26 protein-coding genes and 1 pseudogene are annotated in these 26,422 nt (G+C 53.9%); 18 read left to right on the plus strand and 9 right to left on the minus strand.

Annotation, left to right across the window (positions count from 1 at the left end; all coding sequences use genetic code 11):
• Nucleotides 1-29 precede the first annotated feature (29 nt).
• From INT84_RS19370 to INT84_RS19380, 3 genes are read left to right on the plus strand one after another with little or no spacing between them, the layout of a single operon-like run.
• Nucleotides 30-1,436, plus strand: coding sequence for a TolC family outer membrane protein (locus INT84_RS19370; protein WP_194208115.1), 1,407 nt, complete (start codon nt 30-32; stop codon nt 1,434-1,436).
• The gene (locus INT84_RS19375) at nt 1,433-3,619 is read left to right on the plus strand and encodes a type I secretion system permease/ATPase (protein ID WP_194208116.1); all 2,187 of its coding nucleotides are present in this window, start codon (nt 1,433-1,435) and stop codon (nt 3,617-3,619) included. The genes INT84_RS19370 and INT84_RS19375 overlap by 4 nt, the downstream gene beginning before the upstream one ends.
• Complete coding sequence (locus tag INT84_RS19380) at nt 3,600-4,790, plus strand: HlyD family efflux transporter periplasmic adaptor subunit (protein ID WP_194208117.1); 1,191 nt, start codon at nt 3,600-3,602, stop codon at nt 4,788-4,790. Before INT84_RS19375 ends, INT84_RS19380 begins: the two co-directional genes overlap by 20 nt.
• Before the next feature lie 75 nt (nt 4,791-4,865).
• Here the strand turns inward: INT84_RS19380 and INT84_RS19385 are convergent, their stop codons facing one another.
• Complete coding sequence (locus INT84_RS19385; RefSeq protein ID WP_194208118.1) at nt 4,866-5,426, minus strand: Ail/Lom family outer membrane beta-barrel protein; 561 nt, start codon at nt 5,424-5,426, stop codon at nt 4,866-4,868.
• Between the two features lie 186 nt (nt 5,427-5,612).
• The gene (locus INT84_RS19390) at nt 5,613-6,050 is read right to left on the minus strand and encodes a hypothetical protein (protein ID WP_194208119.1); all 438 of its coding nucleotides are present in this window, start codon (nt 6,048-6,050) and stop codon (nt 5,613-5,615) included.
• Nucleotides 6,051-6,232: 182 nt separating this feature from the next.
• Between INT84_RS19390 and INT84_RS19395 the strand changes: the two genes are divergently transcribed.
• From INT84_RS19395 to INT84_RS19420, 6 genes are all read left to right on the plus strand, one after another.
• Complete coding sequence (locus INT84_RS19395; RefSeq protein WP_194208120.1) at nt 6,233-8,206, plus strand: PhoX family phosphatase; 1,974 nt, start codon at nt 6,233-6,235, stop codon at nt 8,204-8,206.
• A gap of 189 nt (nt 8,207-8,395) precedes the next feature.
• Nucleotides 8,396-9,097, plus strand: coding sequence for a zinc ABC transporter ATP-binding protein AztA (gene aztA / locus INT84_RS19400; RefSeq protein WP_194208121.1), 702 nt, complete (start codon nt 8,396-8,398; stop codon nt 9,095-9,097).
• On the plus strand, nt 9,098-9,940 hold the full coding sequence (gene aztB, locus INT84_RS19405) for a zinc ABC transporter permease AztB (RefSeq protein ID WP_194208122.1): 843 nt from the start codon (nt 9,098-9,100) through the stop codon (nt 9,938-9,940).
• Nucleotides 9,941-9,997: 57 nt separating this feature from the next.
• Complete coding sequence (gene aztC / locus INT84_RS19410; RefSeq protein WP_194208123.1) at nt 9,998-10,945, plus strand: zinc ABC transporter substrate-binding protein AztC; 948 nt, start codon at nt 9,998-10,000, stop codon at nt 10,943-10,945.
• Nucleotides 10,946-10,981: 36 nt separating this feature from the next.
• Nucleotides 10,982-12,208 carry a zinc metallochaperone AztD gene (gene aztD, locus INT84_RS19415; protein ID WP_194208124.1) on the plus strand — a complete coding sequence of 409 codons (1,227 nt, stop codon included), beginning with the start codon at nt 10,982-10,984 and terminating at the stop codon, nt 12,206-12,208.
• A 103-nt stretch (nt 12,209-12,311) separates the two neighbouring features.
• Complete coding sequence (locus INT84_RS19420; RefSeq protein WP_194208125.1) at nt 12,312-13,028, plus strand: oligogalacturonate-specific porin KdgM family protein; 717 nt, start codon at nt 12,312-12,314, stop codon at nt 13,026-13,028.
• A gap of 29 nt (nt 13,029-13,057) precedes the next feature.
• On the opposite strand, the gene INT84_RS19425 is transcribed toward INT84_RS19420, so the two are convergent.
• Nucleotides 13,058-14,242, minus strand: coding sequence for an FAD-binding oxidoreductase (locus tag INT84_RS19425; protein WP_194208126.1), 1,185 nt, complete (start codon nt 14,240-14,242; stop codon nt 13,058-13,060).
• A 19-nt stretch (nt 14,243-14,261) separates the two neighbouring features.
• On the minus strand, nt 14,262-14,621 hold the full coding sequence (locus tag INT84_RS19430; RefSeq protein ID WP_194208127.1) for a hypothetical protein: 360 nt from the start codon (nt 14,619-14,621) through the stop codon (nt 14,262-14,264).
• 294 nt (nt 14,622-14,915) lie between these two features.
• On the opposite strand from INT84_RS19430, the gene fhuE reads away from it, so the two are divergent.
• Nucleotides 14,916-17,072: a ferric-rhodotorulic acid/ferric-coprogen receptor FhuE gene (fhuE, locus tag INT84_RS19435; RefSeq protein WP_194208128.1), complete on the plus strand. Its 2,157-nt coding sequence runs from the start codon at nt 14,916-14,918 to the stop codon at nt 17,070-17,072.
• A 60-nt stretch (nt 17,073-17,132) separates the two neighbouring features.
• Here fhuE and lysM read toward each other — a convergent pair whose 3' ends face one another.
• Both lysM and INT84_RS19445 read right to left on the minus strand, forming a co-directional pair.
• Nucleotides 17,133-17,573: a peptidoglycan-binding protein LysM gene (gene lysM, locus INT84_RS19440; RefSeq protein ID WP_176919539.1), complete on the minus strand. Its 441-nt coding sequence runs from the start codon at nt 17,571-17,573 to the stop codon at nt 17,133-17,135.
• A gap of 221 nt (nt 17,574-17,794) precedes the next feature.
• Nucleotides 17,795-18,190 (minus strand): YdeI family stress tolerance OB fold protein, encoded by a 396-nt coding sequence (locus tag INT84_RS19445; protein WP_194208129.1) that lies wholly within the window; start codon nt 18,188-18,190, stop codon nt 17,795-17,797.
• A 204-nt stretch (nt 18,191-18,394) separates the two neighbouring features.
• Here INT84_RS19445 and INT84_RS19450 point away from each other — a divergent pair, with 204 nt between their 5' ends.
• Nucleotides 18,395-18,946, plus strand: a complete 552-nt coding sequence (locus INT84_RS19450) for a 2-oxo-tetronate isomerase (protein ID WP_194208130.1) — start codon at nt 18,395-18,397, stop codon at nt 18,944-18,946.
• A 17-nt stretch (nt 18,947-18,963) separates the two neighbouring features.
• Here the strand turns inward: INT84_RS19450 and INT84_RS19455 are convergent, their stop codons facing one another.
• Nucleotides 18,964-19,122: a YqaE/Pmp3 family membrane protein gene (locus INT84_RS19455; protein WP_103678479.1), complete on the minus strand. Its 159-nt coding sequence runs from the start codon at nt 19,120-19,122 to the stop codon at nt 18,964-18,966.
• 173 nt (nt 19,123-19,295) lie between these two features.
• Here INT84_RS19455 and INT84_RS19460 point away from each other — a divergent pair, with 173 nt between their 5' ends.
• On the plus strand, nt 19,296-19,475 hold the full coding sequence (locus INT84_RS19460; protein WP_176919542.1) for a hypothetical protein: 180 nt from the start codon (nt 19,296-19,298) through the stop codon (nt 19,473-19,475).
• Nucleotides 19,476-19,919: 444 nt separating this feature from the next.
• Complete coding sequence (gene alaE, locus INT84_RS19465; protein WP_194208131.1) at nt 19,920-20,369, plus strand: L-alanine exporter AlaE; 450 nt, start codon at nt 19,920-19,922, stop codon at nt 20,367-20,369.
• 10 nt (nt 20,370-20,379) lie between these two features.
• On the opposite strand, the gene INT84_RS19470 is transcribed toward alaE, so the two are convergent.
• Nucleotides 20,380-20,730, minus strand: coding sequence for a DUF2002 family protein (locus INT84_RS19470; RefSeq protein ID WP_176919544.1), 351 nt, complete (start codon nt 20,728-20,730; stop codon nt 20,380-20,382).
• 162 nt (nt 20,731-20,892) lie between these two features.
• On the opposite strand from INT84_RS19470, the gene INT84_RS19475 reads away from it, so the two are divergent.
• From INT84_RS19475 to nrdF, 5 genes are all read left to right on the plus strand, one after another.
• Nucleotides 20,893-21,222, plus strand: coding sequence for a DUF883 domain-containing protein (locus tag INT84_RS19475; RefSeq protein ID WP_194208132.1), 330 nt, complete (start codon nt 20,893-20,895; stop codon nt 21,220-21,222).
• Between the two features lie 244 nt (nt 21,223-21,466).
• Nucleotides 21,467-21,727, plus strand: coding sequence for a glutaredoxin-like protein NrdH (gene nrdH / locus INT84_RS19480; protein ID WP_176919546.1), 261 nt, complete (start codon nt 21,467-21,469; stop codon nt 21,725-21,727).
• Nucleotides 21,724-22,137 carry a class Ib ribonucleoside-diphosphate reductase assembly flavoprotein NrdI gene (gene nrdI, locus INT84_RS19485; RefSeq protein ID WP_194208133.1) on the plus strand — a complete coding sequence of 138 codons (414 nt, stop codon included), beginning with the start codon at nt 21,724-21,726 and terminating at the stop codon, nt 22,135-22,137. The genes nrdH and nrdI overlap by 4 nt, the downstream gene beginning before the upstream one ends.
• Nucleotides 22,110-24,254, plus strand: a complete 2,145-nt coding sequence (nrdE, locus tag INT84_RS19490; RefSeq protein ID WP_194208134.1) for a class 1b ribonucleoside-diphosphate reductase subunit alpha — start codon at nt 22,110-22,112, stop codon at nt 24,252-24,254. The genes nrdI and nrdE overlap by 28 nt, the downstream gene beginning before the upstream one ends.
• Before the next feature lie 10 nt (nt 24,255-24,264).
• On the plus strand, nt 24,265-25,227 hold the full coding sequence (nrdF, locus tag INT84_RS19495; RefSeq protein ID WP_194208135.1) for a class 1b ribonucleoside-diphosphate reductase subunit beta: 963 nt from the start codon (nt 24,265-24,267) through the stop codon (nt 25,225-25,227).
• A gap of 59 nt (nt 25,228-25,286) precedes the next feature.
• Here the strand turns inward: nrdF and INT84_RS19500 are convergent.
• A pseudogene (locus INT84_RS19500) lies at nt 25,287-26,404 on the minus strand (MFS transporter); the annotation flags it as partial.
• Nucleotides 26,405-26,422 lie beyond the last annotated feature (18 nt).

Consider the following 26,422-nt stretch of genomic DNA (forward strand, 5'->3'; position numbering starts at 1 on the left):
AAGCAGTGACATTTTCTTAGGGATAACTTATGCGAAAACTACGGCCCGTTGTCGGGTGGCTGGTTAGCTGCCTGTGTCCGTTTCAGCTCTGCGCCGCCGAGGCGCACCCCACGATTGCTTCCGCAGAACTTGCCCAACAGCAGGCGTTGCCGTCACTGGATGGCGTGACGTCTCTGCCGCTGGAAACCGCTGCACCGGGTCAACTGACGCTGGAGAAAGCCGTCGACCGCGCCGTGGCCTGGCATCCGTCTATCGGCGAAGCGGTGGGCAAACTGGCCTCGCAAAACGACCAGGTGGATGTTGCCCGCGCTAAATATTACCCGCAGGTCAACGCGGGGATGAACAATGGTTATACCAATACTTACTCCGATAGCGGATTCAGTCCGTCGCTGGTGCTTTCCCTGTCCCAGATGCTCTACGATTTCGGTAAAGTCTCAAGCCAGGTCAGAGCAGAGCGTGCCGGCGTGGCACAGGAGCAGGCCAACGTGCTGCTCAGCATTGATACCGTCGGGCATGATACCGCCACGGCGCTGGTGCAGGTGCAAACCTGGCAGCAGATGGTGGCGATTGCTGAAGAGCAGCTCGAGGCGCTAAACGCGGTCGGCCATCTGGCCCACCAGCGCAACGATGAAGGTGCCAGTTCACTCTCCGATGTGGTGCAAACCGACGCGCGTATTGAAGGCGCACGGGCGCAGTTGGTGCAATACCAGGCCAGTCTTGAAAGCGCGCGGGCCACGCTGATGACCTGGCTGGGCTGGAATAATCTCAATGCCATCAGCAACGACTTTCCTGAGAAGCTGAATCGCAGTTGCGACGTGGCGCAGCCGGATGACCGCCTGGTGCCGTCGGTGCTGGCGGCCTGGGCGCAGGCCAATGTGGCACAGGCCAACCTGGATTACGCGGATGCCCAGATGACGCCCACCATCTCCCTTGAACCGGAGGTCAGGCATTACCTTAATGATAAATATGCCAACAACGCCGAGCTGGATCGCACCCAGTATTCCGCATGGGTGCGGGTTGAAATGCCGATTTATCAGGGCGGCGGCCTGACCGCGCGGCGCAATGCCGCCAGCCACGCGGTTGAAACAGCGCAGTCCACCATCCAGCGCGTCCGTCTTCAGGTCCGCCAGAAGCTGCTGGAAGCCCGCAGTGAAGCGCTAAACCTGGCGACCTCGCTTCAGGTGCAGGCCCGGCAACAGGCGTTGAGTGAGCGTACCCGGCAAATCTATCAGCAACAGTATCTGGATTTAGGCTCACGCCCGCTGCTGGACGTGCTTAACGCCGAGCAGGAAGTTTACCAGGCGCGCTTTGCCCAACAGCAAACGCTCAACCAGCTCCATCAGCTTCAACTCAACTGCCTCTACAATACCGGCAAACTGCGTAGCGCATTTGGCCTGGAAAATCGTCGTATTCAGTCCGTGGAGATCCAGCCATGACACACGCTACCCTTCCTGAAGATGAAGCGCTGAGCGGCCCGATGCTGGATCGCTGGGCGCTGGCAATAGGCGATGTGGCGGCACACTACCGCGTCTCCTGCTCGCCGGGCACGATCCAGGCTAACGCCCCGTGGTTTCAGGGCAAGCCGTGGCTACCCGCGTTAACCCAGCTCGCGCGACAGAGCGGGCTCTCTTTCCAGCCGCTAACGGACCCGCAGGCCGCGCTCTCGCGCTGGCAACTGCCGGTGGTTGCTGTACTGGCAAACGATCATCTGGCGGTGATTGAACAGTTCGACGGCGAGGATACGGTCGAGGTCAGCGTGATTGACAACACGCGCCAGCGCAATCGGGTGGCGCTCAGCGCACTGCTGGCGGACATCCGCTATGCGGTGGCGCTGCGCCCGCTCTCGGCGCTGAAGGACAGCCGGGTCGACGCCTATATTTCCCGCTTTCGTCCCGACTGGCTGAAAAGCCTGGTGATGAAAGATCTCAAACCCTACGGTCCGGTGATGCTGGCAGCACTGCTGATCAACGTCCTGTCGCTGTCAGGCATTATCTTCTCAATGCAGGTCTACGACCGGGTGATCCCGGCGCAGTCGTGGCCGTCGCTATATGTCCTGGCGCTCGGTGTGCTGATCGCGGTGATCTTCGGTTTTCTGCTGCGGATCGCGCGCGGCAATATTATGGATCTGCTGGGTAAACGGGCCGATATGCGCGTCTCCGACCGGGTATTCAGCCACGCGCTGCGCCTGCGCAACAGCGCCATTCCCCGCTCCACCGGCAGCTTTATTTCCCAGCTGCGCGAGCTGGAGCAGATCCGCGAGATGGTGACCTCGTCGACCATGTCGACGGTGGTCGATCTGCCCTTCTTCCTGCTGTTTATGGTGGTGCTGGCGATTATCGCCCCGCCGCTGGCGTGGATCGCCCCGGTCGCCGCGCTGCTGATGATCCTGCCTGGCCTGCTGCTGCAAAAAAAGCTGGCGGTACTGGCAAATCAGTCGGCCCACGAAGCCACGCTGCGTAATGCGGTACTGGTTGAGAGCGTACAGGGGCTGGAAGACATCAAACTGATGCAGGCCGAGAACCGCTTCCTGCAACAGTGGAATCACTATATCCGCATTACCGCCGAATCCGGCCTGCGCACCCGCGAACTGTCGCAGGGGTTGATTAGCTGGGGGATCACCGTACAGAGCCTGGTTTACGCGGCGGTGGTAATGTTCGGCGCGCCGCTGGTGATCGACGGCACGATGACCACCGGTGCGGTGGTGGCGGCGTCAATGCTGGCTTCGCGGATGATAGCGCCGATGGCGAACCTGTGTGGCGTGCTGGCCCGCTGGCAGCAGGTCAAAGCGGCTAAGGTGGGGCTGGACAGCATTATGCAACTGCCCACCGAGACGCAGCGCGATGACAGTCTGGTGCACCAGGAGATTTTCCACGGCCATTACCAGTTTGAGAACGCGCAGTTTCGCTACCACAACGACGATCAGAGCATTCCGCTGCGCATTAACCGACTGGAGATCCAGCCCGGCGAGCGGGTTGCCATTCTCGGGCGCAACGGGGCCGGGAAATCAACCCTGCTACAGGCGCTGGCGGGCGGAGTCGAGCTGGCGGGCGGTGAAGCGCGCCTCGACAGCCTGAGCCTGTCGCAGATCGACATGGCCGACCTGCGGCGCAATATCGGTTTTCTCAGCCAGAACGCCCGCCTGTTTTACGGCACCCTGCGCGAGAACCTGACCCTGGGCGCGCCGCACGCCAGCGATGAGGAGATTTTCAACGTGCTGGATATCAGCGGCGCGGCGCGCTTTGTCAAAACCCAGCCGAAGGGGCTGGATCATCCGATTATGGAGGGCGGCACCGGGCTTTCCGGCGGCCAGCGTCAGTCTATTCTGCTGGCGCGAATGCTGCTGCGCTCGCCCAATATCGTCCTGCTAGATGAACCCACTGCCTCGCTGGACGAGCACACCGGGCGGGAGTTTATTCAGCGGCTCGGCCAGTGGCTCGGCAACCGCACGCTGATCGTCGCCACCCACCGCGTGCCGGTGCTCGACCTGGTGGAACGGGTTATCGTGCTAAAAGAGGGGCAACTGGTGATGGACGCGCCGAAAACGCAGGCGTTAAGTCAGAGTCGTAAAACCACGCCGGTAAACGGACAGGAGGATAACAATGAAAACCAGTCAGCGTGACGCGGCATTCGACGACCTGGATCTCAGCCGCGAGAATGCTTTTTCCGGATCGACGCGCATTATTGTCCTCTGTACCCTGCTGTTTGTCCTGACCGGGATCTGGGCGTGGTTCGGCGTGCTGGATGAGGTTTCCACCGGCACCGGCAAAGTGGTGCCCAGCTCGCGCGAGCAGCTTTTACAGTCGCTCGACGGCGGCGTGCTGGCCGAATTAACGGTGCGTGAAGGTGACCAGGTGAAGGCGGGCCAGGTGGTGGCGCGGCTCGACCCGACCCGTTCCGAGTCCAACGTCGGCGAGAGCGCGGCGCGCTACCGGGCCTCTCTCGCCTCCAGCGCACGGCTTTACGCCGAAGTCAGCGATAAACCGCTGCTCTTTCCCGACTCGCTGAAAGCCTGGCCGGATCTTATCGCCGCGGAGACCCGACTCTATAACTCCCGCCGCGCGCAGCTTACCGACGCCCAGACAGAGTTAAAAGAGGCGCTGACCTCGGTTAATAAAGAGCTGGCGATCACTCAGCGGCTGGAGAAAAGCGGCGCGGCCAGCCACGTCGAAGTGCTGCGACTGCAACGGCAAAAAAGCGATTTGGGGCTTAAGCTCAGCGACCTGCGTTCGCAGTATTACGTTCAGGCGCGCGAGGCGTTATCGAAAGCTAATGCCGAGGTCGAAATGCTCTCGGCGATCATTAAAGGCCGGGAAGATTCGGTGACGCGTTTGACTGTGCGCTCGCCGGTGCGCGGCATTGTGAAAAACATTCAGGTGACCACCATCGGCGGCGTGATCCCGCCCAACGGGGAGATGATGGAAATTGTGCCCATTGACGACCGGCTGCTGATCGAAGCGCGTCTGTCACCGCGCGACATCGCCTTTATTCATCCTGGTCAGCGCGCGCTGGTAAAAATCACCGCCTACGATTACGCCATTTACGGCGGTATGGAGGGCGAAGTCGAAACTATTTCGCCGGATACGATTCAGGATAAGGTGAAGCCGGAGATCTTCTATTACCGGGTGTTTATCCGCACCCATCAGGATTTTCTGGTCAATAAAGCGGGACGCCGTTTTTCTATCGCGCCAGGGATGATTGCGACGGTCGATATTAAAACCGGGGAGAAGACGATTGTCGATTACCTGATAAAACCGTTTAACCGCGCTAAAGAGGCGTTGCGGGAGCGGTAGAAAGGTGATGTGATACCATACCCGACACTGTCACTATGCTGCCAGTTATTCGCTGGCAGCATAGTGACTCATCGCTTAAAAGCGGTAACCTACGCCAACATTAAACCCGTTGATGGAACGATCGCCGTCGATATCGATATTTGTCCCTTCATAGCCTACGTTAACGCTTAAATTCTCAACTGGGTTAATAATAACACCAGCGCCATAAGCGAATGAGGTAGATTTCTCGCTAAGGCTTTCACGACCGACGTAGCCGTCGCCTGCATTACGCCAGGTAGTATGGGCATCAACTTTAGTACGGGCAACACCCCCTAAAGCATACAACGACACGTATTCATTAATACGGTACGCGGGGCCAGCCAGCAGAGAATAATATTTCGCTTCAATATCATTATGGACTGCATCACCATAATAATAGTAATCCTGCTTTTCATCGCCTTTCATATAGGTGAATGAACCCAGCACGCTGAATGGCGAATCAAATTCATACCGGTACTGAGCATTTACGCCGCGAATATTTTTGAAACCCTCTACTTTACCTTGAGCATAACCCAATGATACTGAATGGTTATCTGCCATCACCATGCCGCTTGCTAGGCTGCCTGCAAGCATTACGACCAGAGAGATTTTTTTCACTTTTTATCCTTTATATATTGTCAGAAATTATCCTGATCCCGCTTCGCATTCAGTAAATAACAATATTACTTACTGAATGAAGCTTATTGTTACTTTTATATGAATGGGTTGAAATACAGATTAATCTCAAAGGAGGATATATAGCAGGATCGTCCCTACAAAATATAGTAGGAAAATTATTTTATCCTACTTAAGCCCGGCAATAACCTGTTGTTGGGTAACCATATCCGTCACGATAACCTCTTTCTCATTTTCCGGCGTCAGCATCACTGAACGAATGAGGCGTATCTCATGGCCGTCACGCAGCTGGCTATTTTCAAAGCTCACCACGATCGATTTATTGCGCCAGTGGCCGATATCAAAACCGCCTGCGGCAATAAACTCCTGAATATCATTTTTATCGTTGAAGGTGTGGCCCGGAAGGATAAGCAGGCGATCGTTGAGAAATACTTCGTAGTACTGGCGTTTATTGTCGGGCAAAAAGATATCTACGACGTGATCGATTCGCCAGTGGTAAACCGTATTTTCATAGACCACGGTACGTTCAACCCGATGGTTTTTACAGCCTGAAAGCATGGACAGAAGCAGGCAACCGACCAGTGTGATGGTTTTACGTAACGACATGAGGCTCCCCGGACGTGAAAAGATTATCGTAGCAAGATGTCAGCCGTTCGTCCCTCCCTGCTTCTGGTAGCGTCAGGCGGACGCTCCGGCGTTAATCTGCGCAAATGTTATAAATCTGTAACACAGATTTCCTAGTATGGCCTGCAACTTTTGTCCCTCTGGCAAACTGACAGGAAGCCGCGATGAGCAGACCATTACACTCCGTATTCAAAAAAGAACACAGCGAAGATATCAGTAATCCCAGCGCTAACCCGGTATTCTCGGAGGTGGCGGATGTTTTTCTCTCCCGCCGTCGCTTTTTACAGGCGGGCGCAATCGCCGGTGCCGCCGTCTCTTTCCCCGCGCTGATGCGCTCAGAAAGCGCCTTCGCCGCGCTGACCCGCCCTTCCCCGCTGGCAAAGGCCGTCGCGCTGGGGTTTACCAGTATTCCGCTCTCGACCGACGATACCGTGATCGTGCCGGAAGGCTATATTGCGCGCCCGTTCTACCGCTGGGGTGACGCGGTGGGCCTGAAGGGTAACCTGCCTGAATTTAAAATGGACGGCAGCAATACCACGGAAGAGCAGGCCGCGCAGGCCGGGATGCACCATGACGGCATGGCCTGGTTTAGCCTGCCGCAGGGCGAAGATAATCCGTCGCATGGCCTGCTGGCGCTGAACCATGAATATATTGATAACGGGATGCTGTTCAAAGACGGCGTTGCCAACTGGAGTCACGAAAAAGCCCTCAAGGGGCAGAATGCGATGGGCGTGTCGGTAATTGAAGTGAAAAAGAGCGGTAACGACTGGCAGGTCGTGCGCCCTTCAACGTATGCGCGACGGATCACCGTTAACACGCCGATGCAGCTTACCGGCCCGGCGCGTCAGCAGGATCTGATGAAAACCGCCGCCGATCCGCAGGGTGAAGTGGTACTGGGCACCATGCAGAACTGCGCGAACGGGTTTACGCCGTGGGGCACTTATCTCACCTGCGAAGAAAACTGGTCCGATATTTTCGTGAAGAAGGCAGAACGTAATGCGCTGGAGAAGCGCTACGGCATCAGCGACACCGACGCCTCCTACCGCTGGAATGAAGTGGACGATCGTTTTAACGTTGATAAAACGCCCAACGAGCCGAATCGCTTTGGCTGGGTGGTGGAGATCGATCCTTATAATCCCTCCTCCACGCCACGTAAACATACCGCACTGGGGCGCTTCAAACATGAGGGCGCGGCGGTAACGCTGGCGTCGGATAACCGTGTGGTTGTCTATATGGGCGACGATCAGAAATTCGAATACATCTATAAATTTATTTCGGATAAAAAATACGATTCGGCAAACCGCGAGGCGGGAATGCAGTTGCTGGAATCCGGCACACTGTACGTGGCTAAATTCAACGACGACGGCAGCGGCGACTGGCTGCCGCTGGTCTTCGGCGAAAATGGACTGGATAAGAGCAACGGCTTTGAAAATCAGGGCGATCTGCTGATCAAAACCCGTCTGGCGGCGGATACGGTCGGCGCAACCAAAATGGACAGGCCGGAGTGGATTGCCGTAGACCCGCATAGCATGGGCAGCGTCTATTGCACGCTGACCAATAACAGCGATCGCGGAATGGAGGGCAAAGCACCGGTGGATGCTGCAAACCCACGCGCCGCCAATCTGTTCGGCCATATCATGCACTGGAATGAAGAAAACGGCGATCCGGCGGCCACACGCTTTAAATGGGATATTCTGGTGCTGGCGGGACGCACGGATGATAAGGATGCTAAAGCCAAAGGATCGATGCAGGGCGCGGAGTTCGGCAGCCCGGACGGCTTGTCATTCGACCATCGCGGCGTGTTGTGGATCCAGACCGATGTCTCTTCCAGCACCATCAACCAGAAAGATTATGCCGGAATGGGCAATAACCAGATGGTCGCTACCATTCCCGGCACCAATGAATATCGCCGCTTCCTCACCGGGCCGCGCGGCTGCGAGATCACCGGGATTGCCTTTACGCCGGATAATCGCACGCTGTTTATCAATATTCAGCATCCCGGCGAAGGCGGTGACGATGTGACCGATCCGGCCAATCCCCGCGCGGTGTCTAACTGGCCGGATGCCAATCCCAATGGGCGTCCGCGCTCGTCAACGGTAGTGATTACCAAAGCCGATGGCGGAATGATCGGCCTGTAAATCTTCACCACGCCCCGGGCATCCTGTTCTGATAGCCGCCCGGGGCGTTTACCGTGCCGTACCGCCAGATGACCTTCTCCCGCATCACCTTTTCCCAGTGACAAACGAAATGACATTTACCGTTTACATTGTAATTTGTTATGTTATAACATTGCAATTCGTAAACAACGGTATGGAATAACGTCTGGTATGGATAGCGATTCAGTAGAGCTGGTAAATCTGACGCTGGGCTATAACGGTTTTCCGGTCATACACAACGTCTCCGGCTCGGTACGCAAAGGGTCGCTTACCGCAGTGGTGGGTCCTAACGGTTCGGGTAAATCAACGCTGCTTAAAGGGATCGCGGGCATTTTGTCGCCGTCTGACGGCGAATGCATTATTCAGCACCCGACGCGAATCGCTTATTTGCCGCAGCTATCGGAACTGGACCGCAGCTTTCCGGCCTGCGTGCGGGATATCGTTTCGCTCGGCTTGTGGCCCGAGCGAGGCCCGTTTCGCCGTCATCGGCAGCAGGATCGTCAACGCCTCTCTGACGCGCTGGCGCAGGTTGGGATGACCGGTTTTGAAAACCAGCCGCTTGCGGCGTTATCCGGCGGGCAGCTTCAGCGGGCGCTCTTCGCCCGTGTCATTCTTCAGGATGCGGATCTTATTCTGCTTGATGAACCCTTCAACGCCATTGATGTGAAGACAACGCGCGACATGCTGGCGCTGATCAAACGCTGGCACGCCCAGTCACGCACCGTGGTGGTGGTGATCCACGATATGAGCCTGGTTCGCGAGCACTTTCCAGAGACCCTGATGATCAACGGCAGGGTTATGGCCTGGGGCGAGACCCTGGCGGTACTTAAGCAAGGCACAGACGATGACAACGCAGATAAGAGAGTGAATTGAATGACGGGATGGCTTTATGAATGGTTTGTTGCTCCCTTTACCGCATTCGGCTTTATGCGCAATGCGCTTTATGGCTCCGTGCTGCTTTCATTAAGCGCCTGCCCGGTGGGCGTATTTTTAACCCTGCGCCGTATGAGCCTGATGGGTGACGCCATGGCTCACGCCATTCTTCCCGGCGCGGCGATGGGTTTTCTGCTGTATGGCCTGGATATTTTGCCGATGACCCTCGGCGGTCTTCTCGCTGGCCTGCTGGTGGTGCTTAGCGCTGGCGCAGTTTCGCGTTTAACCATCCAGAAAGAAGATGCCTCTATGGCCGCTTTTTATCTGATCGCGCTGGCGCTTGGCGTGCTGATTATTTCGTTGCGGGGCTCCAGCGTCGATTTAATGCACGTGCTTTTCGGCACCGTGCTGGCGTTAAACCACGATGCGCTGCTGTTAATTGCCGCGGTGGCGTTTGCGACGCTACTCCTCTTTTTTATCTTCTGGCGGGTGATTATTGCCGAATGCCTTGACCCGTTGTTTCTACGTTCCGTTTCAGGCTTAGGATCGCCGGTGCATTTTATTTTCCTGGCGCTGGTGGTGTTAAACCTGGTGGCGGGTTTTCAGGCGCTCGGCACGTTATTGTCGGTAGGGATAATGATATTACCCGCGGTGACCGCCCGCTTTTGGGCAACGCGCGTCGCGTCCATGTGCATTTTGTCAGCGTTACTGGGAATACTCTCCTGCCTGGCTGGCCTGCTGCTCTCGTTTCATTTTTCCCTGCCCTCCGGACCGGCAATTATATTGTCGGGAGGTATTTTTTATATTTTTTCAGCGATGAGCGTCATGCTGCGCAAGCGTTAAATTAAATTCACCACTCATTACAGTAGTCATGAATGAAAATAAAAGGAGAAATTGCCGATGAAAAAGGCAAAAAAAGTATCATTTTATCAGTATGTCCCGCTGTTATTTCTGTTATTAACCTCGTGGCAGGTCAGCGCGAAAATTAACGTTATTGCCAGCTTTTCGATTATTGGCGATATGGCGAAAAATATCGGTCAGGATCGTATTACATTGCGCACCATTGTGGGACCAAACGGCGATGCACATGTGTACGAACCGTCTCCGGCCGACGCGATTGCGATGGCTAAAGCCGATGTTATTTTGATTAACGGTTTACAGTTTGAAGGCTTTATTAAGAGATTGATTGCGGCAAGCGAAACATCCGCGCCGGTAACAGAGACCACGAAGGATGCGCATATCATTCGCGATCCGGCTGGCGGCCATTATCATTTTTATGAAGGTAAAGCGGTTTTTCACGCGGCACCTTTTGATCCACACGCATGGCAATCCATCGCCAATGCCAAAATTTATGTGAAAAACATTGCCGATGCCTTTTGCGCCGCCGATCGGTCTGGCTGCATGTTTTATCAGGACAACGCCCGCGCCTATACCAGTAAGTTGAACGATCTACAGCAAAAAATAAAGGCAGCGATAGCCACTATTCCCGAGGACAAACGCACCGTGGTCGTGGGACATAATGCGTTCCGCTACTTTGAAGAGGATTACGGCATTCACTTTCTTTCACCACAGGGAATTTCGACCGAAGCGGAAGCTTCCGCCGCTGACGTTGCCGGTATTTTAAAAGAGATTAAGCAAAATAAAGCATCGGCAGTATTTGCAGAAAATATTTCCAACCCTCGTCTGGTGGCACAAATTGCGGCTGAAGCCGATCTCAGCGTCGCCGGAACGCTGTATTCCGATGCTTTATCCGATCCCGCCGGGCCTGCCTCCACCTACCTCGCCATGATGGAGCATAACGTCGCCACCATTACCACCGCCGTGAATAACGGAAAACCACGCCGGTAATTATTCGCCCGCACAACTGACATACTGGAGATCATCATGAAAAAACTTTTATTATCAGCGTCTGTTTCAGCGCTGCTGGCTGGCCTCGCAGGAATGCCTGCGCATGCCGATGAAGAGGTAAACGCCTGGCGGCTATTCGTTGCCGATCACGATAAGCCGGTAGTGACGGTCATTGACGCGCTGAACAGCAGTAAAATGGCCACCTTCCCGGTTAAAGGACCGGCAAATTTAGCCCGCAGCGAAAGCGGCGCAACCGTATTTGCTATCCAGGGCAGCGCGGGCGAAGTCTCCGTGATATCGTCCGGCATTGCGTTTCACGATCATGGCGACCATGCGGATATTGATGTTGATCCTCCGCGGCTGCTGGACCTGACCTTAACCGGTAAAAAGCCGGGCCATTTTGTTGAGCGTCAGGGGAAAGTCGCCCAGTGGTTTGACGGTGAAGACAACGCGGAAATCTTAAGTGAAAAAGCCGTGCTGGCCGGTAAGAAAGAGATTGCCCGGGTTAACGTTGTTGCGCCTCATCATGGCGTCGCGGTGCCTTACGATCGCTACGCGGTCGTCTCCATCCCCAATCCTGAAGATGCCTCAAAACGGCCGATTGGCGCGCGTGTCGTCGGTCTTGACGGGAAAAAAGTGGGTGAGGATGCGCCGTGCCCGGGCCTGCACGGCTCAGCCGGTTCGGGCGATATTTTTGCCCTCTCCTGTGAAACGGGACTTCTGCTGATTTCCCAGAAAGGCGATACGCCGGTCATTAAACATCTTCCTTATGCTGCTTCCCTCCCGGAAGGCAGCACCTCAACATTGATTGGCGGCAAAGGGCTTCAGTATTTTATCGGTAATTACGGGCCGGACCGTATTATCCTGGTCGACCCGACCGAAACCGATAGCTTCCGTCTGATACAGCTGCCCACCCGCCGGGTTCATTTTGTCGTTGACCCGGTACGTTCGAAATTTGCTTACGTCTTTACCGAGGATGGAAAACTGCACCAGATTGACGTCTTAAAAGGCGAGATTAGCAAGTCAGTTACGTTAACCGAACCGTACTCGATGGACGGTCACTGGAACGATCCGCGCCCGCGTATTGCCGTTGCGGACAAACAGATTTTCGTCACCGACCCGCTGAAAAGCAAAATAGACGTGGTGGACGCCGACAGCTTTAAAAAGACGGGCGAAATTAACGTTGCCGGTCAGCCGTTTAATATCGTTGCCGTCGGCGGCTCCGGCATGGTCCACGGCCATAGCCACGACCATCACGATTAACAGGAAAAATAATTTTATCTTCTCAGGCCTGAGCTTCCCGCAGGCCTGCTTCTTTTTACTTTGCTGATATTCGCTTTTCAATTTGCCACTGGAATTGTTTTTAATGAAAACTAACCTGATAACACTCTTGCTCACTACGCTTTTAAGTACCCATGCGTTCGCCTTCAGCATTGATTATCGTCACGAAGTACAGGATCGGGCTGAAAACACGCATAAAGACCGGCTATTACTTTCTCACCGTTTTGCTAATGGATTTGGGCTCTCATCGGAGGTGAAATGGAAAACCGGCGATAGCGACGCTGATAATAATAAAATCTATCATGAAAATACCAGCGACGGTTTTGAGGTTACGCCCAGCTACCTCTATGGCTTTAACAAGATCTATTCTCTCGAAGGGGGGCTGAATATTGTTTCCGACAGCGGTTACACAAACTATCGCCCCTATATTAAAAGCATTATCAATATTACAGAAGATGTAAACTGGTCGTTGCGTTATCGCCCGTTTTATAAACGCTATAGCGCAAACAGGAATACAGAAAAAGAGACCTCGGAGAACGGCGTGACCATTACCTCCGTACTGGGGTATCGCTTCCTGAGCCAGTGGGGTCTGGATTACGAACTGGAATACCATAAAACCAACACCGCCTTCTTTGCGCCGGTCGCTAATAATAAAAGCTACCAATGGACGCACGATCTTAAACTGGCATATTCGGTTGATAAAAACTGGAAGCCTTATGTCGCCATCGGTAACGTCTCCGGCAGTAAATACACTGATGAACGCCAGACGCGCTATCGCGTTGGGGTCACGTATAACTTTTAAGGCGTAACGGGCGGCTGACGCCGCCCGGATTATTGCGCAGCCGGATAATGAAGCGTGGCGAACGCCGGAAACTGTTCCGCCGTTTTTCCCAGCAGTCGCTGTGGCGAAAAGTCGCTCAGCAACGGGGAGCGCGCACCCTGGATAATTTCGTCAGCGCACAGGCGGCCCAGCAGGGGTGCAAGTGTCATTCCGCTGTGGGTCACCATTAAATAAACGCGGCGCAGAGAAGAGATATAGCCCAGCCCCGGCAAGCCGTCAGCCGGCCGGGAGCGTTGCCCGACGGCAATATTGTCGATACGGGCCGATGCCATGTTGTCAAACAAACGCCGGAGCCGCCTGAGCATTTCTTCCCCGATAAATCCGTCAACCGCCGCCGGGCTGGCGGGGTTAGCATAATCATCCAGATCAGGTGCCTGAAGCAGCAGCCGCCCGCCGCCTTCAGGCCGAACATTAAGATCGGGAGTGATCAAGTTCGACTGGAGCTGAGTTAATACCGGCTGAGTAGTGGCAAGAAACCCGCAGGCGATTTTATTCGGCTGGTTTGCATCTATCATCGCCAGCGGTTGACCCAGTCTGGCGACCAGCTCTGGCGACCAGCGCCCCGTTGCGATGACGACGCTGTCGCCCTTCCATACATTGCCGTCCGCCAGCCTTAACGTTGCCCCCGCGCTATTTTCCCCCACGTCTGTAACGTCGCTGTCGGTTTGCAGAGTGACCTTATGGGCACGCAGTTCTGCAACCAGTCCCGCCATAAATACGCACGGCACTAATAAACATTCATGAGGGAAGTACCACATATTGCCGGCATCGGCAGCAATACGAATTTCAGGCACGGCGCGTTTTAGCGCTTCCGCCGTAAGCGACTGTACCGGATAGCTCAGCGCCATCAATTTGTTAACCCGGGCATTCAGCCTCTCTTCCGCTGCCGTTCCGCTCGCCCATTCGAAAGTGCCCGTTTGTAATAGCCAGCGTCCCTGAGCGGTATTTTCCTGCTGAAGACGCACGTGTTCATCAATCGCCAGCGCATTCAGGCGATGATAGCTTTGCGGATTTTTACCGTTAGCGTTAATCCAGGCGAAGGTCGTGCTGCTTGTCCCGGCACCTGGCTGGCTGCGCTCAAAAACCGTGACGTTCGCTCCCTGCCGGGCAAGCGAGCGGGCGACGGAAAGCCCCAGCACGCCAGCGCCGATCACGGCGATATTTTTTACGGTCATTACCCCTCCCGTAAGGATATCAGCGTTCCGCCTCGGGGCGCGTTTCGGACGCGTCGCTCAGCTCATTCAACACAATCTGCTTCGTGCTGGCGGTTTCCAGCTTATCGCCATAGTCAGCCGACAAATCCGGCAGGCTGGTAAACTGGCCGTCAAGAAACAGAAAGTCGATTTTACTGGCGATATCATCCAGCGCTTCCCGCTCCGTACTGGCCCCCTCGCCTTGCTCTTTGTTGCCATCCAGAAGCCAGGAGATGCCGTCCTCTTCCGCCTGGTATCCGCCGATATCAATAATATGGCCGTCAATATTTTGCGCCAGAATGCGCTGCTCGCAGAGATAAATAAAATAGGGCATACGGTCCTGTTTATTATTCGCGGCCATCGTCGTGCTCCTCATCGTGATAAACGTTTAAGTCAGGGGTAAGTATAGGCGGCTTCAGGCGGAGTGCGGTTCAGACGCCAATTTATTATGTTATAACGTAACAATAAACATTGCTAACCTTTGATGCGCGATATCGTAAAGAGAATGTAAATCTATGCTGGAAATTGTAAAGGATAATAATTATCATTGCCATTCTCAAATTGCGAGCTTCTTCCCTTTCCGTCCCACGCGACAGAAAAGGGATGCCACAACAACTTAAAAGAAGCGGCACTCTCTTTCTGACAGGAACCTGGTATGTCTTTTGATAGCAAGGAAACCGGCGCGTCCGGCATTACCGTTTCATTTCTGGCGCTGGCTATCCACGCCACCGTTTTTCCCCTCCTCGCGCACGCTGAAGAGGTGAAAACGCCAGAGCAAGATATGATAGTGGAAGGTAAAACCGACGGCGCAGAGAGTGAAACTGCGCATGATTACAATGTGGCGACTACCCACGCGGGAACAAAGCTGACGCTGACGCCGCGCGACGTTCCGCAGTCATTTAGCGTTATCACACAGCAACGTATTGAAGATCAGGATCTGCAATCTATCGGCGAGGTGCTGGACAACACGACCGGTATCTCATCGCAAATTGTCGATAGCGAGCGATCCTCGTACTTCTCGCGCGGTTTTGAGATCAGTAACTACACCTACGATGATATCCCGACCTCCGTCAGCGACGTCTGGAACTACGGCGATGCCGCGTCTGACACCGCCATCTACGACCGCATCGAGGTTGTGCGCGGCGCTACCGGATTGATGACCGGGGCGGGCAGCCCGGCGGCGTCGGTCAATATGGTACGCAAACATGCGGACAGCAAAACCTTTACCGGCAACGTCAATGCCAGCTATGGAAGCTGGAATAAGCAGCGTTATGTGGCTGACGTCTCTGGCCCGCTGAATGAGATGGGATCGGTGCGCGGGCGTATTATCGCAGGCTATCAGGATCAGGATGGCTGGCTGGACCGCTATCATAAAAGCAAAAAATTCCTCTACGGGGTGGTGGATGCGGATGTATCCGACCACACCACCCTGTCGCTGGGCTACGACTATCAGGAGAGCAATACCGGCAATCCGACCTGGGGCGGGCTGCCGACCTGGTACAGCAACGGCGTGCGCACTCATTACGATCGCAGTACTAACACCTCGGCGGACTGGGCGCGCTACAGCCTGGATTCGCGTAAAGTCTTTGCTAACGCCACGCATAACTTCGATAACGGCTGGTCGCTGCGGGTGAATGGCACCCATGCGGAGGAGAATTTTAACGACAAGCTGCTCTATGTGATGGGCTCCCCGGATATGATCACCGGCGGAGGCACCAGCGGTTTCGGCAGTAAAGACAAAGGCAAGCGTAAGCTGGATTCAGTCGATACCTATGCGACTGGCCCGTTCTCCCTGCTCGGCCGCCAGCATGAACTGGTTGCCGGGGTGAGCTACAGTCGCCAGCATAACGCCACTTACAGTGCCGACGGTCCAATTGATAGCGAGCAGATGGGCCGTTTTGATGATAGCTGGAACGGCGATGTTATCGATCCTGAATGGGGCGACTGGTATCTCAATGCCGACGATGTGGTGCGGCAGAAATCCGCCTACTCCGCCGCCCGCTTCTCGCTGGCCGACCCGCTCTCCTTGATTGTCGGCGCGCGCTATACGCAGTGGAGCACCAACGGTAGCAGCGGCGATATGAGCAAGACTAATATCACACCGTATGGCGGACTGATCTATGACATTAACGATATCTGGTCGGCCTACGCCAGCTACACGTCCATCTTCCAGCCGCAGACTAAGCGCGACAGCAGCGGCAAATATCTTTCCCCTGTCACCGGGAAAAGCTACGAAACCGGGCTGAAATCCGACTGGCTGAATGGCCGCCTGACGGCCACGTTTGCCGTGTTCCGTATTGAGCAGGATAACGTCGGCCAGGAGATTGATGGATCGTTTGTTAACGGTGGCAGCGAGCAGGCGTACTACCCGGCAAAAGGGGCCACCAGCAAAGGGGCTGAGTTCGAACTGAACGGCGCGGTGACCGACAATCTGCAAATGACCTTCGGCGCAACGCGCTATGTCGCACGCGACACGTCTGGCCGCTTTAACAGCAACATGCCGCAGACCACGTTCAAGCTCTTTACCCGCTATCAGTTGCCGATGCTGCCGGACGTCACCATTGGCGGCGGGGCGAACTGGCAGAACAGGGTGTATAAAGACGCGACCGCGCCGGACGGCGAAACGAAGCGCGTATCACAGGGCAGTTTCCCGCTGGTGAATCTGTTTGCCCGCTACCAGATGACGAAACAACTGGCGGTGCAGGCTAACGTTGAAAACTTGTTTGACCGCAGCTATTACACCTGGCTGGGGGATTCGGAAGTGTATGGCGAACCGCTGAACTATTCGGTGAATCTGTCTTATACGTTCTGATACAACTGGCCCCGGCGCGAGCGTCGGGGCCAACAGCAATACTGTCAGAAAACCAATCTGTTACTCAGGGATACGCAATACCTGACCGGGATAGATTTTCTCCGGGCTTTTCAGCATCGGCTTATTCGCCTCAAAAATCTTATTGTACTTATTTGCGTCGCCATAAACCTGTTTTGAAATAGCGCTCAGGGTATCGCCGGATTTGACGGTATAGAACTGGCTCTCTTTAGCCGGCGCATCGGTTTTAACCTGATCGTCAACGCTGGAAATACCCGCGATATTACCTACCGCTACCAGCAGTTTCTCTTTAGCTTCCTGGCTCAGAGCAATACCGGAGACCACGGCTGCGCCGTCAGTCACCTGTACGTTAACTTTATCCGCGTCAGGAATACCGGTTTTACTCAGGTGATCCTGAACTTTTTTTGCCTGATCGTCATGATGACCGGATACTGCATCCCAGAGCTTCTCGCCAGCATCTTTTACAAAGTTAAACAGTCCCATTTTTACCTCGTTATATGCAGTGAAGATATCAAAAGTGTAGCAGAAAATAACCATCCTACATTCTGCACCGTTTATGAATAAACAGTTGTGACTAAAAGTTATAGTGCTGGTAGTTAAATAAATTCATCAGTTAATTCTGATAAATAATATTTTCAGGAGTATAAAATTTAACCGATGAATACATTGCAGCAGAGAATGTCTCCGCTGCAAAATTTGTATTGCTATTTCTCTAAATGACTGACGCGGACCAGAGGAGGATCCTGTTTTTTATCCAGACTACCGCTCACGGTAAGCAGATGATCCGGTTTAACCTCGCGATCGTCAAAGACGCTCGGCGGAATTTGCACCGTAATTTCGCCGGTTTTATCGCGGAACAGGAAACGGTCATCACCGGTTTTTTTCACCAGGTTCCCCCGAAATGAGACTGACGCGCCATCGTGCATCGCCTTTGCTTTCTCGATGGTCGAGATACGCGCATCCTCAACCCCACGATATCCGTCATCCATCGCGTGCGGCGGCGGTGGAGCGTCACCCGGCTTCAGGCCACCTTTTTCTTCAGCGTGTGCGCCTACACTTAGCAATGAGCCAAGAAGAATGAAAAGTGCTTTCTTATTCATCGGAGCCTCTCCGGTTATTTAACTCAGGTATTAAGCATGGCAGCCATCTTTCATTCCTGCAAATTCGCCGGGTTATCACCGCTAACGCCCTGATTAAACGAAGCGGCAACCCGCGCTTATTTCTCTGCCGCTGTAGGAATTTTGACTATATTACTTGGTAGCGTAGTGATTAATGAAAGTTAACCGGTAACAATGAAGGTCGTAATGAATAATTCCACAAGCCCGTCCGCTACTGAACAACACGATCTTTCTTCGCTCTCTGTAGAACAGCTTACAGACCGTCTGGGCAGCATCCTGACGCAAAAGAATTTACGCCTGACGACCGCTGAGTCCTGTACCGGTGGGCAAATCGCCACCACGCTTTGCGCGGCAAAAGACACCCCTGATTTTTACGGCTGTGGTTTTGTCACCTTTACCGATGAGGCGAAGATGACGTTACTTCACGTTAATCCCCGGACGCTGGCTGAGCATACCGCCGTCAGCCAGCAGACCGTGGAAGAGATGGCGCAGGGCGCAAGAGAGGTCTCGGGTGAACCGCTTTCCGTTGCGGTCAGCGGCTATGCCGGTCCGGATGATGGACCGGACGGCACGCCTGCCGGTTTTGTCTGGTTTGCATGGTCAGTACTTGATCGGCCTGTGATAAGCGAATCACGGCAGTTCAGCGGTGAGCCTAAAGAGGTGATTAACCAGGCGGTACATTTTGCCCTTGCCCGCGTGCTGCACTTTCTGGAAGAAGAGACTGAAGCCTCAGAGTAATACCCTGAGGCTGTCCATTAATTTCGTGTCTGTACCCAGAAAGCGTGAATGAGTCCAGGAATATAGCCCAGCAGCGTCAGAATAATATTCAGCAGAAACGCCCAGCCGAAGCCTTTACCAATAAGTACTCCCAAAGGGGGAAGAATGATCGTAATCACTACGCGCCAAAAACCCATAAAAAACTCCCTATAAAAAAGCAGGCTATTGTATAAAAAGAGATTTTATCTCTGCGGGTAAACAGTGTAGTCAATGGTGAAGGTTGCGCCCTGCCTTTTTACCCTCTTTTACCTTCCTGACGTTACTATGCTAATGTTTTGAACAATGAACCACACCTCACAGGAGAGTAAGTATGTTCTCAACGGGCGATATCGTGCAGCCGCGTATTGGCGGTCCAAAATTAAAAATCATTGAAGTTAATGCCGACCAGATTGTTGCCGTCCCGGCAAACGATGAGCAGGGCAATAAAGTGACGCTCAAGGCCGCTGACGTGGTGCTCTACGCCGAAGATGGCGATTTTGGCGTTTGCTAATAACAGGCGGTGAGGTCAACCCTCGCCGCAATGCAAATATGCATTTCCATTCATTTTAATCGCATAAAAAGCGACTCTTCTTTTCAGCATTATCGTCTACTAAACGCGTTTTTATCCTATAAAAAATGCTTTACCTTCCGCTTAATGACGCCGCTCCCGATACTCTGCTGAAAAATGTGAAGTGGCGCAGATCATCTGAGATGCATCAAAACATCTCTCCTTTTTAACCCATTGATTTAAAACAAGTAAAAACACAGAAGCAACGAAAATAACGAAACGCGCAAAAAACAGCCAACCACAAAGCAAATTATCCACAAAAACGCAATAAATAAAAATATTCCACTAGTTGTACGTTTATAAGCAGCCATATAATCTATACATATCGAATGAGGCGGCGATTCCCGCTGATAAATACCCTTTCCCCCTTTCTTCAGGAGCACAACGATGTTCTCTGCGCAGTCCCGTCTGCGTCACGCGATGGCTGACACGTTTGCAATGGTGGTCTACTGCTCCATTGTCAATATGCTGATCGAGATATTCCTCTCCGGAATGACGTTTGAGCAGTCGCTTTCTTCGCGGCTGGTGGCAATCCCGGTTAACATTATTATTGCGTGGCCTTACGGCTTCTATCGCGATGCCATTATGCGCGTGGCGCGCCGCATTAGCCCGGCGGGATGGATTAAGAATCTGGCGGATGTGGTGGCGTATGTGACGTTCCAGTCACCGGTCTATATTGCGATTTTGCTGACCGTAGGCGCAGGCTGGCCGCAAATCGTGGCGGCCGTCAGCTCGAATATTGTGATTTCCATGTTGATGGGGGCGGTTTACGGCTACTTTCTGGACTACTGCCGCCGTCTCTTTCGCGTCACGGCAGGCCAGCAGGTGAAAGCCTGAGGGAACAGCGTTAACCCGGCTGGTACTCGCCGAATACGCCTTTAACAAAACGCTCAAGTGCCATCCGTGAACTAAAGCCGTGAGGGATACCGTAATGTTCCTCGCGGTGGCCTCCCAGATAAAGCGGGAAGTGCTGATAGTGATCGCAGGTTTTTATATCCGAGGCCGGATCCGCAAGCGTCATGCACCGTTCTTTCAGGGTCGGATGGACAATCAGCGCCGTTCTTCCCATCCGCGCTTCGCGATTAACATATACATAGTCCTCCCCACGCTGATAACCATAGGTTTTCTGCGTAACCACATCCATTGTAAAACCCATTCTTTCAAGAACGCGCGCCACCTCATCGGGTCGTAAATACATATTTTATCCTCGTTATCTTTTACTGCATCGCCACCTTACCGTATTCAGCATTAGCACCGCTTTCAGAAAAGTCCATAAAAGAGTTTTTAGCGCTGCGTTTAATTTCCGGGTCAAAAAAGGTGGTCTACACTTAAAAACACATCGAAATCAATGGAGGATCCCATGTTTAATCGACCGAACCGTAACGATGTAGATGATGGCGTACAGGATATCCAGAATGACGTTAACCAATTAGCGGATAGCCTTGAATCCGTATTAAAGTCCTGGGGCAGTGATGCCAAAGGTGAAGCGGAAGAAGCGCGTCGTAAAGCGAAAGTGCTGTTAAAAGAGACGCGTGCGCGTGCTAATGGCCGCACTCGTGTAGGTCAGGCAACGCGTGATGCCGTAGGCTGCGCGGAAACGTTTCTGCGCGATAAACCCTGGTGCAGCGTCGGTACTGCCGCCGCCGTTGGCATTTTCTTTGGCGCACTGCTGAGCCTGCGTCGCCGCTAATTTACACCCTGGTTTTACCGGAACCCCTGCTGGCCCATCCAGCGGGGGTTTTCTTTTTCCCTCGCCCGCTCCGCTCTACGTCAGCAACAGCACGCCTTCCCGCGCTACGTTCATCAGCCAGGCAAAACTTATCTAAAAATACTATATCTTGTATGGTTGAACTTTTAGTTATCTACATCTAGTATCTCATCTTATGAAGCAACACGACTCCGACGCGATATCCGCGCCGCCACTCTCATTCTAAATGGAAATACGAATCATGCGTATTATTATTTACACTCGAAATGATTGCGTTCAATGCCACGCCACCAAACGTGCGATGGAAAGTCGCGGACTGGCTTTTGAGATGGTTAACCTGGATGTCGAGCCGGATGAAATCGAGACGCTGCGTGCCCAGGGTTATCGCCAGCTGCCGGTGGTCATCGCCGGTGAAACCAGCTGGTCTGGCTTTCGCCCGGATATGATTAATCGCCTTAGCGCCGCGCCCATCGCCGCCCGCGCATGAGCACCCTCGTCTTCTTCTCCAGCAGCTCGGAAAATACGCTGCGCTTTATCGAGCGGCTGGGATTGCCCGCGGTGCGCATTCCGCTGAACGAGCGCGAACGCATCCGGGTAGACGAACCCTATATTCTGATTGTGCCGAGCTACGGCGGCGGCGGCGGAACGGCAGGCGCAGTGCCGCGCCAGGTCATTCGATTTTTAAACGATGAACATAATCGTGCGCTGATTCGCGGGGTGATCGCCTCGGGAAACCGCAACTTCGGCGAGGCTTACGGGCGCGCGGGAGATGTCATTTCTCAGAAGTGCAATGTTCCCTGGCTCTATCGGTTTGAGCTGATGGGTACCCAGCGTGATATTGATAACGTGCGAAAAGGAGTGAGCGAATTTTGGCAACGACAACCGCAGAACGCGTAACGCAGGCCGCGCCGGATTACCATGCGCTAAACGCCATGCTGAATCTGTACGACAAAGCAGGCCATATCCAGTTTGAGAAAGATCGTCAGGCCGTGGACGCCTTTTACAGCGCGCACGTCCTGCCTAACACGGTCACTTTCCCGCATCAGGATGCGCGCCTCGACTGGCTGGTTAGCGAAGGCTATTACGATGACAGCGTGCTGGCCCGTTACGACCGCGCCTTCGTGGTGGATCTTTTTGCCCGCGCGCACGCCAGCGGTTTTCGTTTCCAGACCTTTCTCGGCGCGTGGAAGTTTTACACCAGCTATACGCTGAAAACCTTCGACGGCAAACGCTATCTGGAGCACTTTGAAGATCGGGTGACGATGGTGGCGCTGACGCTGGCGCAGGGCGATACCGCGCTGGCACAGCAACTGACCGACGAAATGCTGTCCGGTCGCTTTCAACCCGCCACGCCCACGTTTCTCAACTGCGGCAAGCAGCAGCGCGGCGAACTGGTCTCCTGCTTTCTGCTGCGTATTGAAGACAATATGGAGTCGATTGGCCGGGCGGTAAATTCGGCGCTCCAGCTCTCGAAGCGCGGCGGCGGCGTGGCATTTCTGCTCTCCAACCTGCGTGAAGCGGGCGCGCCAATTAAGCGCATTGAAAACCAGTCCTCCGGGGTGATCCCGGTGATGAAAATGCTGGAAGATGCCTTCTCTTACGCTAATCAGCTCGGCGCGCGTCAGGGCGCAGGCGCGGTCTATCTGCACGCACACCATCCGGATATTCAGCGTTTCCTTGATACCAAACGTGAGAACGCCGACGAAAAAATCCGTATTAAAACCCTCTCGCTCGGCGTGGTGATCCCGGATGTGACTTTCCGCCTGGCGAAAGAGAATGCGCAGATGGCGTTGTTCTCACCCTACGATGTAGAGCGCATTTACGGCAAACCGTTTGGCGATATTGCGGTGAGCGAGCTTTACGACGAGATGGTCGCCGACGAGCGAATTCGCAAAACCTGGATTAACGCCCGCGATTTCTTTCAGACGCTGGCCGAGATCCAGTTCGAGTCCGGCTATCCGTACATTATGTTTGAAGATACGGTTAACCGCGCCAACCCGATTGCCGGGCGTATCAACATGAGCAATCTGTGCTCGGAGATTTTACAGGTCAACAGCGCCTCAACGTTTGATGAAAATCTCGATTATGCGCAGACCGGGCACGATATCTCCTGCAACCTCGGATCGCTGAATATTGCACATACGATGGATTCGCCGGATTTTGGCCGTACCGTCGAAGCCGCCGTTCGCGGCCTGACCGCCGTCTCCGACATGAGCCACATCCGCTCGGTTCCCTCGGTAGCGGCGGGCAATGCTGACTCTCATGCCATCGGCCTGGGGCAGATGAACCTGCACGGCTACCTGGCGCGGGAGGGTATTGCCTACGGTTCGCCGGAAGGGCTGGATTTCACCAATCTCTATTTCTACACCATCACCTGGCACGCGCTGAATACGTCCATGATGATTGCCCGCGAGCGTAACCAGCGCTTCGTTGGATTTGAGCAGTCGCGCTATGCCAGCGGCGAGTATTTCCGTCAGTATCTTGAAAATGACTGGCAGCCTAAAACGACGAAAGTGGCGGAACTGTTTGCACGCGCCGGCATTACCTTACCCACCCGCGCGATGTGGCAGCAGTTGAGCGAGGATGTGAAACGTTACGGCATTTATAACCAGAATTTGCAGGCGGTGCCGCCGACCGGGTCAATTTCCTATATCAACCACGCGACCTCCAGCATTCACCCGATCGTGTCGAAGATTGAAATTCGTAAGGAAGGAAAAACCGGGCGTGTGTACTACCCTGCCCCGTTTATGACCAACGATAATCTGGCGCTGTTCCAGGACGCCTATGAAATTGGCGCGGAGAAAATCATCGATACCTATGCCGAAGCCACGCGCCATGTCGATCAGGGACTGTCGCTGACGCTGTTCTTCCCGGATACCGCCACCACCCGCGATATCAATAAAGCGCAGATTTACGCGTGGAAGAAAGGCATCAAAACGCTGTACTACATTCGCCTGCGCCAGCTCGCGCTGGAAGGCACCGAAATTGAAGGCTGCGTGTCATGCGCGCTGTAAGGAGAGAGGGATGAATCGCCTGTCGCGCGTGAGCGCCGTGAACTGGAACAAAATCCATGACGATAAAGATCTTGAAGTCTGGAACCGCCTGACCAGCAACTTCTGGCTGCCGGAGAAGGTGCCGCTGTCGAATGACATTCCCGCCTGGCAGGGGCTGAGCACAGCGGAACAACAGCTCACCATCCGCGTCTTCACCGGGCTGACGCTGCTCGATACCATTCAAAATACGGTGGGCGCGCCAGCGCTGATGGCCGACTCGCTGACGCCGCATGAAGAGGCGGTACTGTCGAACGTCAGCTTTATGGAGGCGGTGCATGCCCGCTCCTACAGCTCGATTTTCTCCACCCTGTGCCAGACCAGAGACGTGGATGCCGCCTATCTGTGGAGCGAAGAGAACGCGCCGTTGCAGCGTAAAGCACAGTTGATCCTGGAGCGCTACCGCGCCGACGAGCCGCTGAAGAAAAAAATCGCCAGCGTGTTTCTGGAGTCGTTTCTGTTCTATTCCGGCTTCTGGCTGCCGATGTATTTCTCCAGCCGCGGGAAGCTGACCAATACCGCCGATCTGATTCGCCTGATTATTCGCGATGAGGCGGTGCACGGTTACTATATTGGTTATAAATATCAGAAAGGGCTGGAGAAACTGGGCGCGGAAGAGCGCGAGGCGCTGAAGAATTTTGCCCTCGAACTGCTGATGGATCTCTATGACAACGAGCTGGCCTACACCCACGATCTGTATGCCGATACGGGCTGGGAAGAGGATGTTCAGGCCTTCCTCTGCTATAACGCCAATAAGGCGCTGATGAACCTCGGTTATGAAGCGTTATTCCCGCCAGAAATGGCGGAGGTCAACCCGGCTATTCTCGCGGCGCTCTCGCCTAACGCCGATGAAAACCACGACTTTTTCTCCGGTTCAGGTTCATCTTATGTGATGGGCAAAGCGGTGGAAACCGAAGACGAAGACTGGAATTTCTGAAGGCAGGACTGCCGGACAGCAGACGCCGCCCGGCAGCAAACCTGTCTTTCACCACCCGATTAATCAACGGCTGAAACGCGGGCAGGTGTGTCAGTCAGGGCAGCGGCAGATTGCTGTTCCCGACGCTCGGCCAGTAACCGACTAATTTCGGCGTGCTTATCTTCCGTAAAGTCAAAAAAGTACATAATGATCATACGGACAAGCGAGCCAATCGCCGGTAATAAGCTGATGCCGAAGAACAAGCCGTTCAACACGCTCTCGCTTTGCGTAGCCGCCTGCGGAACATAATCAATCAGGGTCAGATAAACCCCAATCAGTCCGCCGCCAACGGCGACTGACATTTTGCCGGTAAACGTCTGTCCGGAAAAGGTGATTGCGGCACAGCGTTTATGGGTATGGTACTCCGCGTATTCTATGGTATCGACGATCATTGCAGAGACAAACAGGTTGCTCATCATCACAAATAACGTGCTAAGTCCCAGTAAAGAAAATAACAGGATAAGGCTTTGATAACCACAGAACCATAAAATCACCCGTACCACAATATCCAGCACGCAGAGCGCCATAAATAACGTGCGTTTTTTATAACGTCGGGTCAATACCGGCGCGACTAAGCAGGCCAGCGCGGCAAGAATACCCATGGTACCAATCGCGGCCTGCAAGCTGGCATCCGCCATATTATAAATAAAAAAGTAAATATAAATGCCGTTGGCAATATTGTGCAGGACCAGGCAAAAAAAGCACACAGCACGATAAACAACGGTTTATTCTGCCACAAGTTGCGGAAAGTATCCCGCATAGTGACCTTTTCCATGCCTGGCGGAACGCGCTCTTTCACATTAAAGAAGCCGTTGAGCATTAATAACATACCCACAACCATCATCACCAGCACCGCCATAAAATAGCCATGATCGGTAGAATAAGGCGCGAAGAACTTCGTCAGGCGGGGAAAGAAAATATTGGCGCAGGCGCAGCCAGCGTTGACGCCGAGAACGGCTGCTGTCACCGCCTTAGTGCGCTCGCGGGGTTTGCTGCTCATCACCGATGAAATCGACCAGAAAGGAATATCCGAAATAGCGTACAGCGTCCCCCATAAAATATAGGTCACACCAGCATAAATAATTTTTGTAGACATTGGCGCGTCGATAATATAGAACGACGCCAGGGTCATAACCGTTTAGCCAAAATAAGACCA

Origin of the sequence: Superficieibacter sp. 1612_C1 (assembly GCF_015234305.1) — a bacterium.
Lineage (GTDB): Bacteria > Pseudomonadota > Gammaproteobacteria > Enterobacterales > Enterobacteriaceae > Superficieibacter.

Excerpts from the sequence above, each read along its gene's own strand:
- INT84_RS19455 (WP_103678479.1), bottom strand. The coding sequence starts at position 19,122 with ATGGGTTTTTGGCGCGTAGTGATTACGATCATTCTTCCCCCTTTGGGA.
- INT84_RS19380 (WP_194208117.1), top strand. The coding sequence starts at position 3,600 with ATGAAAACCAGTCAGCGTGACGCGGCATTCGACGACCTGGATCTCAGC.
- INT84_RS19460 (WP_176919542.1), top strand. The coding sequence starts at position 19,296 with ATGTTCTCAACGGGCGATATCGTGCAGCCGCGTATTGGCGGTCCAAAA.
- INT84_RS19445 (WP_194208129.1), bottom strand. The coding sequence starts at position 18,190 with ATGAATAAGAAAGCACTTTTCATTCTTCTTGGCTCATTGCTAAGTGTA.
- INT84_RS19470 (WP_176919544.1), bottom strand. The coding sequence starts at position 20,730 with ATGTATTTACGACCCGATGAGGTGGCGCGCGTTCTTGAAAGAATGGGT.
- INT84_RS19475 (WP_194208132.1), top strand. The coding sequence starts at position 20,893 with ATGTTTAATCGACCGAACCGTAACGATGTAGATGATGGCGTACAGGAT.
- INT84_RS19450 (WP_194208130.1), top strand. The coding sequence starts at position 18,395 with ATGAATAATTCCACAAGCCCGTCCGCTACTGAACAACACGATCTTTCT.
- INT84_RS19430 (WP_194208127.1), bottom strand. The coding sequence starts at position 14,621 with ATGGCCGCGAATAATAAACAGGACCGTATGCCCTATTTTATTTATCTC.
- nrdI (WP_194208133.1), top strand. The coding sequence starts at position 21,724 with ATGAGCACCCTCGTCTTCTTCTCCAGCAGCTCGGAAAATACGCTGCGC.
- nrdH (WP_176919546.1), top strand. The coding sequence starts at position 21,467 with ATGGAAATACGAATCATGCGTATTATTATTTACACTCGAAATGATTGC.
- INT84_RS19390 (WP_194208119.1), bottom strand. The coding sequence starts at position 6,050 with ATGTCGTTACGTAAAACCATCACACTGGTCGGTTGCCTGCTTCTGTCC.
- aztC (WP_194208123.1), top strand. The coding sequence starts at position 9,998 with ATGAAAAAGGCAAAAAAAGTATCATTTTATCAGTATGTCCCGCTGTTA.
- aztB (WP_194208122.1), top strand. The coding sequence starts at position 9,098 with ATGACGGGATGGCTTTATGAATGGTTTGTTGCTCCCTTTACCGCATTC.
- INT84_RS19370 (WP_194208115.1), top strand. The coding sequence starts at position 30 with ATGCGAAAACTACGGCCCGTTGTCGGGTGGCTGGTTAGCTGCCTGTGT.
- alaE (WP_194208131.1), top strand. The coding sequence starts at position 19,920 with ATGTTCTCTGCGCAGTCCCGTCTGCGTCACGCGATGGCTGACACGTTT.
- lysM (WP_176919539.1), bottom strand. The coding sequence starts at position 17,573 with ATGGGACTGTTTAACTTTGTAAAAGATGCTGGCGAGAAGCTCTGGGAT.
- aztD (WP_194208124.1), top strand. The coding sequence starts at position 10,982 with ATGAAAAAACTTTTATTATCAGCGTCTGTTTCAGCGCTGCTGGCTGGC.
- INT84_RS19425 (WP_194208126.1), bottom strand. The coding sequence starts at position 14,242 with ATGACCGTAAAAAATATCGCCGTGATCGGCGCTGGCGTGCTGGGGCTT.
- nrdF (WP_194208135.1), top strand. The coding sequence starts at position 24,265 with ATGAATCGCCTGTCGCGCGTGAGCGCCGTGAACTGGAACAAAATCCAT.
- INT84_RS19375 (WP_194208116.1), top strand. The coding sequence starts at position 1,433 with ATGACACACGCTACCCTTCCTGAAGATGAAGCGCTGAGCGGCCCGATG.
- aztA (WP_194208121.1), top strand. The coding sequence starts at position 8,396 with ATGGATAGCGATTCAGTAGAGCTGGTAAATCTGACGCTGGGCTATAAC.
- fhuE (WP_194208128.1), top strand. The coding sequence starts at position 14,916 with ATGTCTTTTGATAGCAAGGAAACCGGCGCGTCCGGCATTACCGTTTCA.
- INT84_RS19420 (WP_194208125.1), top strand. The coding sequence starts at position 12,312 with ATGAAAACTAACCTGATAACACTCTTGCTCACTACGCTTTTAAGTACC.
- INT84_RS19395 (WP_194208120.1), top strand. The coding sequence starts at position 6,233 with ATGAGCAGACCATTACACTCCGTATTCAAAAAAGAACACAGCGAAGAT.